The sequence below is a fragment of the Streptomyces sp. NEAU-174 genome, assembly GCF_052665095.1.
Window position 1 is genome coordinate 290,679 of record NZ_JBQTCE010000011.1, and the last position, 13,851, is coordinate 304,529.

General features: G+C 70.6%; 13 protein-coding genes. 6 read left to right on the top strand and 7 right to left on the bottom strand.

Features of this window, described 5'->3' with window-relative positions; translation table 11 throughout:
• Positions 1 to 32 precede the first annotated feature (32 nt).
• On the bottom strand, positions 33 to 995 hold the full coding sequence (locus tag ACT2CW_RS30170) for a zinc-dependent alcohol dehydrogenase family protein (protein ID WP_445518902.1): 963 nt from the start codon (positions 993 to 995) through the stop codon (positions 33 to 35).
• Between the two features lie 148 nt (positions 996 to 1,143).
• Between ACT2CW_RS30170 and ACT2CW_RS30175 the strand changes: the two genes are divergently transcribed.
• Both ACT2CW_RS30175 and ACT2CW_RS30180 read left to right on the top strand, forming a co-directional pair.
• Positions 1,144 to 1,779, top strand: coding sequence for a TetR/AcrR family transcriptional regulator (locus ACT2CW_RS30175; protein WP_445518903.1), 636 nt, complete (start codon positions 1,144 to 1,146; stop codon positions 1,777 to 1,779).
• 81 nt (positions 1,780 to 1,860) lie between these two features.
• Positions 1,861 to 2,769, top strand: a complete 909-nt coding sequence (locus tag ACT2CW_RS30180) for a squalene/phytoene synthase family protein (RefSeq protein ID WP_445518904.1) — start codon at positions 1,861 to 1,863, stop codon at positions 2,767 to 2,769.
• A 45-nt stretch (positions 2,770 to 2,814) separates the two neighbouring features.
• On the opposite strand, the gene ACT2CW_RS30185 is transcribed toward ACT2CW_RS30180, so the two are convergent.
• The gene (locus tag ACT2CW_RS30185) at positions 2,815 to 3,465 is read right to left on the bottom strand and encodes a hypothetical protein (protein WP_445518905.1); all 651 of its coding nucleotides are present in this window, start codon (positions 3,463 to 3,465) and stop codon (positions 2,815 to 2,817) included.
• 202 nt (positions 3,466 to 3,667) lie between these two features.
• Here ACT2CW_RS30185 and ACT2CW_RS30190 point away from each other — a divergent pair, with 202 nt between their 5' ends.
• From ACT2CW_RS30190 to ACT2CW_RS30200, 3 genes are all read left to right on the top strand, one after another.
• Positions 3,668 to 4,903 carry a cytochrome P450 gene (locus ACT2CW_RS30190; RefSeq protein ID WP_445518906.1) on the top strand — a complete coding sequence of 412 codons (1,236 nt, stop codon included), beginning with the start codon at positions 3,668 to 3,670 and terminating at the stop codon, positions 4,901 to 4,903.
• Between the two features lie 24 nt (positions 4,904 to 4,927).
• Positions 4,928 to 5,575, top strand: coding sequence for a TetR/AcrR family transcriptional regulator (locus ACT2CW_RS30195; protein WP_250852674.1), 648 nt, complete (start codon positions 4,928 to 4,930; stop codon positions 5,573 to 5,575).
• A gap of 138 nt (positions 5,576 to 5,713) precedes the next feature.
• Positions 5,714 to 6,823 (top strand): zinc-binding dehydrogenase, encoded by a 1,110-nt coding sequence (locus tag ACT2CW_RS30200; protein ID WP_445518907.1) that lies wholly within the window; start codon positions 5,714 to 5,716, stop codon positions 6,821 to 6,823.
• A gap of 31 nt (positions 6,824 to 6,854) precedes the next feature.
• Here ACT2CW_RS30200 and ACT2CW_RS30205 read toward each other — a convergent pair whose 3' ends face one another.
• A complete protein-coding gene (locus tag ACT2CW_RS30205) occupies positions 6,855 to 7,652 on the bottom strand; it encodes an aminoglycoside adenylyltransferase domain-containing protein (RefSeq protein ID WP_445519007.1) in 798 nt (265 codons plus the stop codon).
• Between the two features lie 117 nt (positions 7,653 to 7,769).
• Here ACT2CW_RS30205 and ACT2CW_RS30210 point away from each other — a divergent pair, with 117 nt between their 5' ends.
• Positions 7,770 to 9,146: an MFS transporter gene (locus tag ACT2CW_RS30210; RefSeq protein WP_445519008.1), complete on the top strand. Its 1,377-nt coding sequence runs from the start codon at positions 7,770 to 7,772 to the stop codon at positions 9,144 to 9,146.
• Between the two features lie 39 nt (positions 9,147 to 9,185).
• On the opposite strand, the gene ACT2CW_RS30215 is transcribed toward ACT2CW_RS30210, so the two are convergent.
• From ACT2CW_RS30215 to ACT2CW_RS30230, 4 genes are read right to left on the bottom strand one after another with little or no spacing between them, the layout of a single operon-like run.
• On the bottom strand, positions 9,186 to 9,953 hold the full coding sequence (locus ACT2CW_RS30215; protein WP_445518908.1) for a hypothetical protein: 768 nt from the start codon (positions 9,951 to 9,953) through the stop codon (positions 9,186 to 9,188).
• Between the two features lie 52 nt (positions 9,954 to 10,005).
• Complete coding sequence (locus tag ACT2CW_RS30220; protein ID WP_445518909.1) at positions 10,006 to 12,234, bottom strand: xanthine dehydrogenase family protein molybdopterin-binding subunit; 2,229 nt, start codon at positions 12,232 to 12,234, stop codon at positions 10,006 to 10,008.
• A 9-nt stretch (positions 12,235 to 12,243) separates the two neighbouring features.
• The gene (locus tag ACT2CW_RS30225; RefSeq protein ID WP_445518910.1) at positions 12,244 to 13,227 is read right to left on the bottom strand and encodes an FAD binding domain-containing protein; all 984 of its coding nucleotides are present in this window, start codon (positions 13,225 to 13,227) and stop codon (positions 12,244 to 12,246) included.
• A complete protein-coding gene (locus tag ACT2CW_RS30230) occupies positions 13,224 to 13,793 on the bottom strand; it encodes a 2Fe-2S iron-sulfur cluster-binding protein (protein ID WP_445518911.1) in 570 nt (189 codons plus the stop codon). The genes ACT2CW_RS30225 and ACT2CW_RS30230 overlap by 4 nt, the downstream gene beginning before the upstream one ends.
• Positions 13,794 to 13,851 lie beyond the last annotated feature (58 nt).

Below are 13,851 nucleotides of genomic sequence, written 5' to 3' on the forward strand. Positions count from 1 at the left end.
GTGACCCACGGTCGCTGGTATCGCATCGCGGGTTACGGTGTCAGTACGATCCTGCCGAACACCTCGCCGGTGTCCATCTTCCGGTGCGCCAACACGGCTTGCTCCAACGGCAGCAGCTCGTGCACCACCGTGTGCAGTTCGCCGCGGCTCGCGGCGTCGAACTGCTCGGTCCGCACGGCACGACGATCGGACTCGGCCACGGTGTCGGAGCTGAACGTGGCGAACGACATGGACTTCCGGAACGCCGCCATCATCGTCATGCCGAAGTCCTGCGGTGGCATGCCTCCGACCGCGCCGACGGCCACCATGCGACCGTTCGGATTGAGCTTGGCGAAGAAGGACGGCAAGTCCGCACCGGCGACGATGTCGATGATGACGTCATGGCCGGAGGGAGCGTCGTCGCCTCCCGCGCCGGAGCGGTCCAGCACATGGGTGGCGCCGAGCTTGCGCAGCCGATCGCCACGCTCGGCCGACGACGTCGTGACCGCCACCGCCCCGGCGCCGCCACGCGCCGCGAGCTGGACCGTCATGATCCCGAGGCTACCGGCCGCGCCCCGCACCAGCACCGACTCGCCGGGAGCGAAGTGGGCATGGGACAGACCGAAGTGGGCCACGACTCCGGAGCTTCCCAGCGTCACCGCGTCGACGGCGGAGAGGCCCGCGGGGAGGGGGAGGATCTCCTCGACCGCGGCGATCGCCTGTTCCACGTAGCCGCCGCCCACGCCGGTGAACGCCCATACGCGTCGGCCGACCCATGACGTATCGACGCCGTCGCCGACCGCGGTCACGGTGCCCGCCACCTCGCTGCCGGGGATATGGCCTTCCTGGAAGCCATAGGCGGCGAGAGTGCCGCGCCGGATCACGGCGTCGGAGCCGCCGACACCGATCGCCTCATTGGCGATCAGCACCTGTCCGGCGGCGGGAGTCGGGACGGGGAGGTCGATCACCGCCAGACCTTCGGGAGGCCCGAACGCCTGGATCGCGACTGCCTTCAAGGTCGTCTCCTTGCTCTGGGATGGATGGGGTCGGTGGGATCGACGGGATCAGTGAGCTCGACGGGCTCGACGGGCTCGACGGGAGCGATCGGAACCGGCCCGAGGGACGCTAACGGACGCCCCCGTCCACTTGGCTAAAGTGAGAGCGGTGACCGACCGTTTGCCTCACACGCTGCGCTCCGACGCCTCGGACAACCGGGAGCGCATCCTCGACGCGGCCCGCGCGCTGTTCGCCACCGAGGGGCTGAAGGTGCCGATGCGGGAGATCGCCCGGCACGCCGGGGTCGGCCCCGCCACGCTGTACCGCCATTTCCCGACCAAGCAGATGCTGGCCACCGAAGCTTTGAGGGACGAGATGCGCGTATGCCGCGCCATCGTCGACGAGGGGCATGGCGAGCCGGATCCGTGGCGCGGCTTCTGCCTCGTGATCGAGAAGACCTGTGAGCTGCACGCCCGCAGCCGGGGCTTCACCGAAGCCTTCATGTCGACCTTCCCCGATGCGATGGACTTCGCCGCGGAGCGCGCGTACGCGCTGAGATCGATGGCCGAACTGGCCCACCGCGCCAAGGACGCCGGCCATCTGCGCCCCGACTTCGTCCTGGACGACCTGGTCCTGATGCTGATGGCGAACAGGGGCATCCACACCTCGTCGAAGGCGGCCCGGGTGGCGGCTTCCCGGCGCTTCGCCGCGCTCGTGATCCAGGCGTTCCAGGCCTCGCCGCAGCACTCACCGCTGCCGCCGGTGGCACGCTTGGCATCCGCGGCGCCAGGCGAGATCACCTGACGACGCGGCTCAGGGCCGGCCGGCCCGCGTAGTTTTCTGGCGGTCGGCCGCCGGAAGACCGAGGAAGCTGGAGGGTCGGGCATGGGCCTGTGGGACAGGGCGCTGGATGCCGCGGGGGTCAGCGATCCCGATCTGCGGGAGGACTACACGCGGCAGCGGAAACTGGTCGCGGGCTACCGGCGCAGTTCCTACCTCGCCGTGCGTCTGCTGCTGCCTCCGCCGTTGCTGCCACATGTGATCGCGGCCACCGCCTTCATGCACCACACCGACACCCTCCTCGACAGCGGCCCCGTCGCGGAGCGAGCCGGGGCCTGCGCGAAGTGGGTGAAGGAGGTGCGTGACGGCCTGGCCGGTGGCGAAAGCGCGGATCCCGCCGTACGGCCGCTGCTGCACACCGTCTCCGCGCACCCCGGGATGCGCGGCCGGGTCGAGGACTTCCTCGACGCGGCCGCCATGGAACTGGAGTTCACCGGATTCGCCACCGAAGCGGACTACCAGCGCTACGTCGACGCCTACGCTCTCCCGGCGTTCATGCTGATCGCGGGCCTGATCGCCGGAGAGGACCCCGCACCGGACTACCGCGAGGCGTGCCGCATGTACATCGACGGCAGCCAGCGCCTGGACTTCGTCAACGACCTGGCCGAGGACCTCGCCGACGGGCGCCTGAATCTGGTGCGGGAGACGCTCGACGCTCACGGTGTCACCCGCGCCGACCTGGAGAACGCCCGGGACACCACCGCGATCCGCGGCCTTCTGGCGCACCTGCTCGGCGAGGCCCGTGAGTGCCTGTCCACCAGCCGGAGCATGGTCGGCCTCGCACCGCCCGAGGGCCGACCGCTCTTCCGCGCCATGATCGAGATCGAGCTCCTCACGACCACGGCAGCCGCCACCAAGGGCCCGGGCCTTCTCCGCGCCCCCGCCCGTCCGCCGCTACCGGCCACCGCGCGGGTCCTGCTCCGGGAGCGCCGCGGCGCCCGTCACCTGCGCTGACCCCTTGTCGTCCGTGGCACCTTCCGTGGCATCTTCCTTGGCACCTCAGGAAGCGCGCGCCTCGCCGGTCTCGCCCGCATCGGCGGCCGCATCCGTGGTGGCCGCCGAATAGAAGACGGACTTCTTCTGCTTGGTGCGGTGTGCCTGCCCCTTGGCGACGAGTGATTCGAGAGTGCCGCGCACGACCGTGATCTTGATCTCACGCTCCGGAAGAGCCTTGCTCAGCGCGGCGGTCACCTCTGCCGCCGAACGGGGCTCACCGTGCTGGGCCAGGTCATTGCTCACCAGCTCCCGAAGCGTGGGCACCCCCGATCCCCGCACCCGCTGACGACGCGGACGGCCTCCGTCCGACTCCGCCCTCTTCCTCTTGCCACCGGCCGCGTTGGCCTTCTTCCTCGCCTTCCGCGTGGCGGACAGCGCCGCGACCTCTCGTTGCGCGTCCGGTTCCCCGGAGCCACTGCCGCCACCGCTCTCCGTGGCGCCACCGGTACCATCGTCACCAAGGGTCTGCCGCATGCTGAGCAGCAGCGCCCGGTTTTCCTCCAGCACCGCCAACTGCTCTTGCAGCGCCGCGATTTCGGCGCTGAGGCGTTCGTGCTCGGCGGAGTTGCGTTCCAGGTCGGCCGCGACCTGAGCCGCGTACTGGGACTTCAAGTTGGCGCTCTCGGCAGGAGTGTCCACTACGAGCTCCCTCATCTGGGCTCATTGCACGTTGGTGGTGGATGGTACATCCGCGTGAATGCCACGTGCCTCTGACGGTTTATCAAGCGTGGCTCCTCCGGTAGTCGTCGTTCGGGTTCAAAGTCTCTTGTACCCGTTAAGGTGACACTCGTAAGGTGATATCCGTAAGGCTAATCAAGAGGCAGTCCTCCACCCCGCAACAACCGAGGAAGGCGCGATGACGACTACGACATCCGGGACCGCTTCCGCCGAGGAAGCACCGTTCTTTCCCGCCCCGCGAAGCTGTCCGTTCAGCGCGCCTCCGCAGCACACCGCGTTCCGGGAAGCGGGTGGGCTGCACAAGGTCACCATCTGGGACGGTTCCACGCATTGGCTGGCCACGCGGCACGCGGACATCCGGGCCGTTCTCTCCTCCCCGTCGTTCAGCGCCGACGTACGCCACCCGGACTTCCCGCTGGTTCACTCCAATCAGCCCGAACACGAGGGCGGTCTGTTTCTGCGGCTGGACGACCCGGAGCATGCCCGGCTTCGGCAGATGCTCACCAAGGAGTTCAGTGTCAGGCGCACTCAGGCGATGCGCGAGCAGTTGCTGCGGATCACGGATGAACTGATCGATGGCATGCTCGCCAAGGGCGGTCCGGTCGACTTCGTCCAGGACTTCGCGCTGCCCCTGCCCTCGCGGGCCATCTGCCTCGTCCTCGGTGTCCCTTACGAGGACCACGCCCTCTTCGAGCGGCACGCCAACGCCGGGACGGATCTGGACGTCAGCCACGAGGAGCGCGCCCGTACGCAGCGGGAGGCGTTCGCGTACTTCGAGGCCCTCGTGGAGCGGAAGCGCCGTGAGCCCTCGGACGACATGATCAGCCGGTTGCTGGAGCATCACACCGGGCCGGACGGGTTCGCGCCCGAGATGTTGCCGGTCCTGGTCGGGATTCTGGTCGGCGCCGGGCATGAGACCACCGCCAATATGCTGGGCCTGGGCACGGTGGCGCTCCTGGTCAACCCCGAGCAGCGGGACCGGCTGCGGGACCGCCCGGAGTTGGCGCCGAGCGCCGCGGAGGAGATGCTGCGCTACTGGAGCATCGTCTCCACCGATCCGCGGCGTGTGGCCCTCGAGGATGTCGAGGTGGGCGGGCAGCTCGTCCGCGCGGGGGAGGGAGTCATCGTCTCGCTGATCGCGGGGAACCGGGACCCCCGTGTCTTCGGCGCCAACGAGGGTGAGAGCCCCGCGGACACGCTCGACATCGGGCGCGACGCCCGCCGCCACGTGGCGTTCGGATTCGGCTCCCACCAGTGCCTGGGGCAGAACTTGGCGCGGGTGGAGATGCAGGTCGCCTGGCCACGGCTCTTCGAACGCGTCCCCGGGCTGCGGCTCGCCATCGCCGAGGACGAGCTGCGCTTCAAGAGGAACTCCATCGTCTATGGCCTCACCTCCCTTCCGGTCACCTGGTGAGCGGCGTACCGGAGAATGTGACGCATGAACGAGGACACCGCCACCGACACCACACGTAGGCGCAATCCCCGTGGCCAGGGGGACCGGCTCCGCGCGGAGATCCTGGCCGCCGTGGCGCGGCTCCTCGACCAGAAGCTCAGCGGAAACCCCCTGCCGGTGTCCCTCCGGGAGGTGGCACGCGAAGTCGGCATCGCCGCACAGAGCATGTATCTGCACTTCGCCGACAAGGACCAGCTCGCCCGCGCCGTCGCCGAGGACGGCTACCAACGTGTCGTCGCCGCCATGCGCGACGCCGACACTCAGGCAGCTGCCCAGGGGGCCGACGCCGGTGAACGCCTCCGCGCCCAGGCGCACGCCTTCTGCACCTTCGCCCGCACCGAGCGCGGTGTCATCCGGCTGATGTTCGGCCATAACTCGTCCAGCTTCGGTGAACCCGGCCGGACCCACCCGGCCCGTCTGCTGTGGCGGCAGTGGGTCGATGCCATCCACAGCTGCGAGGCGGAAGGGCTGCGCCGGCCGGACGGCGCCGAACAGACCGCGATGCTCCTGTGGTCCGCCCTCTTCGGCCGTTTCGCGCTGTGGACCTCCAGCTTCGGGCGGCAGGACGCGCGGGAGCTCGCCACCTTCGCCGACCGCGTCGTCGACACGCTGCTGCGCGACGCGCAGCGCTGACCGGGTAGTGGAACGCGGCGTGTGCCGCATACGGCAGACTGCGTGCGGCATCATGATCACTCGCCGTTCCCGGACTTCCCGTACCGGCGCGGTGATCGGCCCGCCGCCAACCGGCCAAGCACGTGAAAGGAACCACGGATGACCTTGGACGCACGACCGATACCCACCGACACGGACTCAACGGCAGACGCGGTGGCGGACGACCTCCCGGCCACGATGCGCGCCGCGCGGTTCGACACGGCGGCGGGCACGTTGAAGGTCGAGGACGTGCCGGTGCCACGGCCGGGAGCGGGCGAGGTCGTGGTCAAGGTGGCCGCGTGCGGCATCTGCCAGTCCGACCTGAGCCAGCTCGACGGCCATATCCCGCCCCGGCTGCCGGTGGTCACCCCCGGGCACGAGGCATCGGGCGTGGTGGCGGCGGTCGGCGACGGCGTCGGGCACTGGAAGGCGGGGGACCGGGTGGTCCTGGGCGCGGGGAAGGCGTGCGGCACGTGTCCCGCCTGCCGGTTCGGCGGTGGCACGAACACCTGCGAGGACCTCCAGGTGATGGCCTTCCACTACGACGGGGCCTGGGCCGAGTACGTCCTGACCGACGCCACCACGCTCATCACCGTGCCCGACTCCGTACCCCTGGAACACGCCGCCGTGCTCGCCGACGCCGTCTCCACCCCGTACGGCGCCATCGACACCGCCCGGCTGCGGTCGGCCGAATCCGTGGGCATCTGGGGGCTGGGCGGTCTGGGTACCCACCTCGTGCAGCTCACCCGTATCTGCGGAGCCTCCCCGATCGTCGCCCTCGACCCCCTCCCCGCCGCGCGCGAGCGCGCCCTCGCCCTCGGCGCCGACTTCGCGCTCGACCCGACCGACGGTGACACCAAGGTCAGGCTGAAGGAGATCACGGGCGGCAAGGGCCTGGACGTCGCCTTCGACTGCGTCGGCCGTACGCCCTCCTTCACCCAGGCGGAGCGTGCCCTCGGCCACCGGGGCCGTCTGGTGCTCGTCGGGATCTCGCCCGACCCTCTGGCCGTGGGCCCGGAGCTCCACTTCGTCCGCAACCGCCATACGGTGATCGGACACACCGGGTATCGCATGGAGCATCTGGAGGACCTGGTCGAACTCACCGCCCGGGGCCGGCTGGACATCTCCGGGTCGGTCAGCGCGATCCTGCCCCTGGAGGAAGTGAACGAGGGCATCCGGCGGTTGCGCGGGCGGGAGGGCAACCCGATCCGCATCCTGCTGCGGCCCTGAGCGCGAGGCCGGGGCGACGGCCGGACTCCGCTCAGGCCCCGGCCGCCCGGGCGGTCTGATCGACCCGTGCGCGTACCCAGGCCATGAAGGCCCGCACCTCGGCGGTGGGCAGCGGGAGCGCGGAGGAGCGGGGGCGCTCGAAGCTGCGCACCGCGGTCTCGATGAGCGGCCGGAACTCCTCCTCGGCCAGGGCGACTTCCCGCGCCGCCGTGCGCTTGGCCGACCAGCGGCCCGTACGGCAGAACACCACCGAGCGGCAGCCGTTGAGCACACGGTTGTCGGCGAGGTGACCTTCGCCGTCGCTGTGCTCACGGACGGAGGCCCGGATCGCGGCGAGCAGATCCGGGCGGTCCGGTGCGGCGACCACCTCCCGGGCCGGGCGGCCGTACAGCGTCAGCCCGGTCTGGTGGGCGACGGAGCGGTCGATGACGTACCAGAACGCCGGGGACCGCGCCGCTTCGACGTCGGCCCGGCTCGGCAGCAGCGGGCCGGTGTTGAGGTCCAGAAGGTACTTGGCAGCGCCCGAGGGACGGCGGACGAAATCCGTTCCGTAGACCACCAGTTCCAGCCCCGCCGCCGGGCAGGGCAGCTGCGGGTGGGCGAGGGCCCCGGCGAGGTCGTGCAGTGCGGGTCCGGGCAGTGCAGGCTCCACGACGACCGTCACATCGACGTCGCTGCGTCCATGGCGGTAGTCCCCGAGCGCGAGGGAGCCGACCGCGAGGACGCTCACCAGATGGGGCCCGCACACCGTGCGGGTGCGCCGGACGAGTTCTGCCAGATAGGGCCGCAGTTCGGTGGGGAGGGACCGGGGCCGCGGATCCTCGCGCATGTGAGCCACGTGCTCAGTATCCCTTCCCGCCATGTGGGTCATTCATCCCCTATTGTGCCGTTTGTTGTAGAGCCTTCGTGAGCGGGATGGAGTCGGGACGTGGCCTTCGTGTCCGGCATGGGGTCCCTGGTACCGCTGCTGGCCGTGTGTGCCGGGTACTTCATGGTCATCCTGGATGTGACGGTCATCAATGTGGCCGTGCCCGTGATCGGCCGGGAGCTGTCGGCCTCGCTCACCGGCATCCAATGGATCACCGACGGATACACCCTGGTCTTCGCCGGGTTCCTGCTCAGCGGCGGTGCGCTGGGGGACAGGCTGGGAAACCGCCGGATCTTCTGCGCCGGCGTGGTGGTGTTCACCGTCTCCTCGGCTGCGTGCGCCTTCGCGCCGAGTGCCCCCTTCCTCGTCGCCGCCCGGGTGGTGGAGGGCCTCGGCGCGGCGCTGATCGTGCCCGGCTCGCTGGCCCTCCTCCAGCAGGCGTATCCGGCTCCGGCCGCCCGCTCGCGGGCCTTCGGGGTGTGGGGTTCCGTCGCGGGGATCGCGGCCTCGGCGGGACCGCTGCTGGGCGGGCTGCTGGTGTCCACCGTGGGCTGGCGGTGGGTGTTCCTCGTCAATCTGCCCGTCGGCGTCGCCTGTCTGGTCCTGACGCTGCGTCGGGTGGCTCCCTCCGACCGGCTCACCACCCGGCCCCTCGACTGGCCGGCGCAGTGCGCCGTCGTGGCGGCGGTGGCCCTGCTGACCGCCGCGCTCAACGAGGCGGGCCGGCGCGGATGGTCCGATCCGGCCGTCCTCGCCGGGGTGGGACTGTCCGTACTGGCCGCCACGGCGTTCGTGGTGCGCGAGCGACTGGCCCGCTTCCCCGCCGTGCCGACGAGCCTGCTGCGCTCCCGTGCGCTGGGCGGCGGAGCCGTCATCGGCCTGCTGTTCAACTTCGGCTTCTACGGCATGGTGTTCACCGCCAGCCTGGACTTCCAGCACCAGCGCGGCTACAGCGCCCTCGTCACCGGCCTCGCGCTCTTCCCCGCGGTGGCGATGACCATGTTCGCGTCCATCCTCTCCGGGCGGCTGGCCCGCACGACCGGCGACCGTCCGCTGGTGTGCACCGGCATGCTGCTTGCGGCCCTGGGCCTGGCGGGCTGGGTCGCGGCGGGAGCCGAGCCCGCCTACCCGCTGCTGGTGGTCCCGATGATGGCAGCGGGATTCGGCACCTCCTTCGCGCTCACCGGCTCCGCCTCCACCGTCATGGGCGCCGCGCCCCCGGCGTACTCGGGGACCGCCTCCGCCCTGTTCAACACCACCCGCCAACTCGGCAGCGCCACCGGCGTGGCGCTCGGCGGCACCCTGCTCGCCACGGCCGCCGACTACGGCGAGGGGCTGCGCACCAGCATGGCCATCGGCGCCCTCGCCTATCTGACCGCCGCGGGTCTCGCGTGGTTCTGCGTACCGCCCATGTCCCGGAACCAGGCACCTGACGCGGAGGCCCACCCGGGCTGAGCGGTCCACGAGGTCCCTCCCCCCCGCCTCACCGACTCACTACTCGGCTCCTCCGGCGAAGCCATAGTGAAGCCCGCGGCCGGGGACCGGCAGTCCCGCGGGCAGCCGTGCACCGGAGAGTTCGGGCACGGCGACGGCGCCCCAGTCCACACCCCCGTCCGCGAGGTGCGGGCCGAGGTCGAGCGAGCCCACCTCCGCGCCGTCCACATAGGCGGTCAGGGTGGGTTCGCCACCGATGCCGCCCTCGGCCGACGTGAACCACTTGTCGCTCGCCCAGCGGATCTCATCGGCGTCGGACGCGACGATGGTCGCGCTGTGCCGCACGGAGCCGCTCCATGCCTCGTCCTCCATGACGTAGAAGCTGTACGTGTCCTCCGCCGCGGGCTTGTCACCGACACCGAGGAGTATGGCCAACTCGTCCAGCCCGGCCTCCGCGCGGCGGTCGGGACCGGCCGCGCGTATCCGGGCGTACAGCTGCTCCGCCTCGATCTGCCGCCGTTCGACGGTGCTCTCGTCCTCCCCGTACCACTTCATGACGTCGGGGTTCATGTCCAGGCACGCCTCCCAGTAGGAGATCTGCTGGGCAAGGCGCCCGGTCAGCAGGGTCAGAGCCGCGACATCATCGGGGCGCGCCTCCACGGCGGCGCGCAGCCAGGGCTCTTCGGGCCAGGTCGGCTCGCCGTCCCCGGGCTCGGCCGGGTCCGCTGCCGTCAGGCACAGCAACCGCCCCAGCCGCAGCGCTGCTTGGGCATCGCCCGCGGCCGCCGCGGTCCGCAGCCGTGTGAGGGTCTGGTCGGTGATCGTCATGGGACGACGCTACGCCCCACCACCGCGCGGCCGACGGGATATGCCCAGGGAGTCAGACCATGGCCGGCAGTTTGGGCAACAGCTTCTCGATCGTGATGGGGAAGTCCCGCACCCGCACTCCGGTGGCGTTGAACACCGCGTTGGCCACCGCCGCACCGGATCCGCAGATGCCCACTTCACCGATGCCCTTCGCGCCGAGGGCATTGGCCTTGTCGTCGTATCCCTCCAGGACGACGGCGTCGATGTCGGCGGGGATGTCGCCGTGGACCGGCACCAGATACCCCGCGAAGTCCCGGTTGACGAAGGCGCCGGACCGCGGGTCGACGACGGCCTCCTCCTCGAGGGCCGCGCCGACGCCCCAGATCATGCCGCCGATCAGCTGCGAACGGGCCGTCTTCGGGTTGAACACACGGCCCACCGAGAACACGCTGAGCATCCGCCGCAGACGGATCTCGGCGGTGTCCGCGTCCACGCCCACCTCGGCGAAATGGGCCCCGTAGGTGTTGATCGAGTAGTCCGAGTAGTTCGGATCGTCGCCCATGAAGCGGGTCTTGCCCTCCGCCTCCACACCGTCGGGATGGTGGCGCGCGACGATCTCGCGCAGCGCCTCGGACGCATCACCGATGGCCACGTCGCCGTCGGAGAACACGGCGTCCGCCGGGTCCCGGCCGTGCAGCGGGGAGCGGGTGTCGCCGCACGCCGCGTCCAGCAGTCTCGTGCGCAGGGCCGCGCACGCCCGGTGCACCGCGGTGGACGAATTGGTGGCGCCCCACGAGCCGCCCGATCCCCAGCTGGAGGGGTGATCCGAACGTCCGAGGTCGATCCGCACCCGTTCCAGCGGGAGTCCGAGTCCCTCGGCCCCGACCTGGGTGAGGATGGTGTACGTGCCCGTGCCGATGTCGGTCATGTCCGTCTGGATGACGGCGGTGCCGTCCGGCTCCAATCGCACCCGCACCGTCGTCGGCCCCTGGAAGTGTCCCCGGATGGCGGCCGACATGCCGTAGCCGATCAGCCACTGTCCCTCGCGCACACTCGCGGGCGTGGCCGGGCGGTTCTCCCAGCCGAACCGGCGCGCGCCCTCGCGCAGGCACTCCACCAGGTGCCGGTCGCTGTACGGCACGTTCCGCTCGGGATCGACGGTGGGCTCGTTGCGGATCCGCAGCTCGACCGGGTCCATCCCGAGCGCGTCGGCCAGCTCGTCCATCGCCGACTCGACCGAGAGCATGCCCGGCGCCTCGCCCGGCGCGCGGACGTCCGTCCCACGCGGCAGGTCGAGCGCCGTCAGCCGGTGGCTGGTCAGCCGGTGCGGCGCGGCGTAGAGGCTGCGGACGGTGGCGGCGGTCTGCTCGGCGTACTCGACGTCGGGGTTGGTGTGCATGGTGACGTCGTGGGCGATCGCGGCCAGCCGTCCGTCGCGCCCCGCGCCCAGCCGGACCCGCTGGTTCGATATGGGGCGCATACCTACGAGCTGGAAGACCTGCTGCCGGGTCAGGGTGAGCTTGACCGGCCGGCCCAGTGTGCGGGCGGCGAGCGCCGCCAGGATCGTCTCGGAGTGGATGCCCAGCTTGGAGCCGAAGCCGCCGCCGACGAAGGGCGTGACGATGTGCACCCGTTCCGGATCCATCATCAAGGTGGCGGCGACCGAGTCCCGCGCCGCGTCGGTGATCTGGCAGCTGACGTAGACGACCAGGTCCTCGCCGCGCGGTGCCACCATGGACGCGTTCGGTTCGATCGGCAGCGAGAACTCGTACGGCGTCGTGTACTGCTCGTCGACCTTGACCTCCGCACCGGCGAACCCGGCGTCGAAATCACCCACCGCGGTGTCGGTGGGCAGACCGGCGTTGACCGTCTTCGGGATGTAGGTGTCGTCCTCGAACTCGCCGAAGTCGAAACGGCCCCGCCCGGCGCGGTATTCGACCTCGACCAGGTCGGCCGCGTCCCGGGCCTGCTCGAAGGTCTCGGCGACGACCAGTGCCACCGGCTCGCCGTAGAAGTGGACGTCCGGACCGGTCAACATCGGCTGCGCGCGCCAGTATTCGAAGGGAATGGACTCGTCGCGGGGGCCCTGCGCCGGGGCGTTGAGGTAGGTCATCACCAGCTGGACACCGGGCGCGCCCTCCGCGTCCTCGGTGTCGATCCGGGTGATGCGGCCCTTGCCGATCGTCGCGCCGACGATGAAGCCGTAGAGTGGCTGACCGGCCTCCCAGTGCTCGTACGCGTAGGTGGCCCGGCCGGTTGCCTTCAGCGGGCCGTCGACGCGGTCCACAGCTTGCCCGATCATCCCGCCTCCTCAGCTCGCCCCGGCCGCTTGCGCCAGCGTGCGGCAGAGTGTGCGCTTGGCCAGCTCGATCTTGAAGTCGTTGTCACCCCGCCCGACCGCGCCGCGCAGCGCCGCCTCGGCGGCGGCGCGATAGGTGTCCATCCTGGCCGGACGGTCGGTCAGCGCGTCCTCCGCCTCGACGGACCGCCACGGCTTGTGCGCCACACCGCCGAACGCCACCCGCGCCTCCCGGATCGTTCCCTGGTCGGTCGAGACGACGGCCGCCACCGAGACCAGCGCGAACTCGTACGACGCCCGGTCGCGCACCTTGCGGTAGATCTGCCGGCCCGGCAGGGGTTGCGGCAGCAGCACGGCCGTGATCATCTCGTCGTCACCCAGTACGTTCTCGATGTGCGGCGTATCGCCCGGCAGCCGGTAGAAGTCCGTGATGGCGACGCGGCGCTCCGAACCGTCGGCCCGCAGCAGCTCGATCTCCGCGTCGAGCGCGGTCATCGCGACGGCCATGTCCGAGGGGTGGGTGGCGATGCAGGACTCGCTCGCGCCGAGGATCGCGTGGATCCGGTTGAACCCGCCGATCGCCGCGCACCCCGATCCGGGGTTGCGCTTGTTGCAGCCCGCGGCCGTGTCGTAGAAGTAGGGGCAGCGCGTGCGCTGCACCAGATTTCCCCCGGTGGACGCCTTGTTGCGCAGCTGGCCCGAGGCGCCCGACACCAGCGCCTCGGACAGCACCGGATAGTGGGTGCGCACGCGGGGATCGGCCGCCACATCGGAGTTCCGCGTCTGGGCGCCGATGCGCAGTCCACCGTCCGGCAACTCCTCGATGTCCCGCAGCGGAAGCCGGCTGATGTCCACCAGATGGCTGGGGTATTCGATGTCGAGCTTCATCAGGTCGAGCAGATTGGTGCCGCCGCTGATGAACTTCGCGCCCGGCTGGGCCGCCGCGGCGACGGCGGCCCGGGTGTCCGTCGCCCGCTCGTAGGTGAAGGACTTCATATGGCGCCTCCCTCCGCGCTGTCGCGGATGGCCGCGACGATGTTCGGATAGGCGGCGCACCGGCAGATGTTGCCGCTCATCCGCTCGCGGATCTCGTCATCGGTCAGGGCGACCCGGGGCGAGGACACGTCGGTGGTGGCATGGCTGGGCCAGCCCGCCTTCACCTCGGCGAGCATGCCGACGGCCGAACAGATCTGGCCGGGGGTGCAGTAGCCGCACTGGAAGCCGTCACGCTCGACGAAGGCCCGTTGCATGGGGTGCAGATGGCCGGGATCGCCCAGGCCCTCGATCGTCATGATCTCGTCGTCCTCGTGCATCACGGCGAGTGTCAGACAGGAGAGGACGCGCCGACCGTTGATCAGCACCGTACAGGCGCCGCACTGCCCATGATCACACCCCTTCTTGGTCCCGCTCAGGCGCAGATGTTCGCGCAGCGCGTCGAGCAGCGAGGTCCGCGGATCCACCTCGAGCTGCCGCACCTGGTCGTTGATGTTCAGCTTGATCGCCGAGGGCGGGACCGGCTCGACCTGGTCCCGCCGCATGGCGTGCGTATCCGAAGCGCTCATCACGGCCCGCCTTCCTCGCTAGGTGCAGGTGTCACCCCGGATGTGCGGCGCGACTGCC

Coding starts and splice junctions, on each gene's coding strand:
- ACT2CW_RS30195 (WP_250852674.1), top strand. CDS start 4,928: ATGAACGAGGACACCGCCACCGACACCACACGTAGGCGCAATCCCCGT.
- ACT2CW_RS30210 (WP_445519008.1), top strand. CDS start 7,770: ATGGGGTCCCTGGTACCGCTGCTGGCCGTGTGTGCCGGGTACTTCATG.
- ACT2CW_RS30205 (WP_445519007.1), bottom strand. CDS start 7,652: ATGCGCGAGGATCCGCGGCCCCGGTCCCTCCCCACCGAACTGCGGCCC.
- ACT2CW_RS30200 (WP_445518907.1), top strand. CDS start 5,714: ATGACCTTGGACGCACGACCGATACCCACCGACACGGACTCAACGGCA.
- ACT2CW_RS30215 (WP_445518908.1), bottom strand. CDS start 9,953: ATGACGATCACCGACCAGACCCTCACACGGCTGCGGACCGCGGCGGCC.
- ACT2CW_RS30190 (WP_445518906.1), top strand. CDS start 3,668: ATGACGACTACGACATCCGGGACCGCTTCCGCCGAGGAAGCACCGTTC.
- ACT2CW_RS30180 (WP_445518904.1), top strand. CDS start 1,861: ATGGGCCTGTGGGACAGGGCGCTGGATGCCGCGGGGGTCAGCGATCCC.
- ACT2CW_RS30225 (WP_445518910.1), bottom strand. CDS start 13,227: ATGAAGTCCTTCACCTACGAGCGGGCGACGGACACCCGGGCCGCCGTC.
- ACT2CW_RS30220 (WP_445518909.1), bottom strand. CDS start 12,234: ATGATCGGGCAAGCTGTGGACCGCGTCGACGGCCCGCTGAAGGCAACC.
- ACT2CW_RS30230 (WP_445518911.1), bottom strand. CDS start 13,793: ATGAGCGCTTCGGATACGCACGCCATGCGGCGGGACCAGGTCGAGCCG.
- ACT2CW_RS30185 (WP_445518905.1), bottom strand. CDS start 3,465: ATGAGGGAGCTCGTAGTGGACACTCCTGCCGAGAGCGCCAACTTGAAG.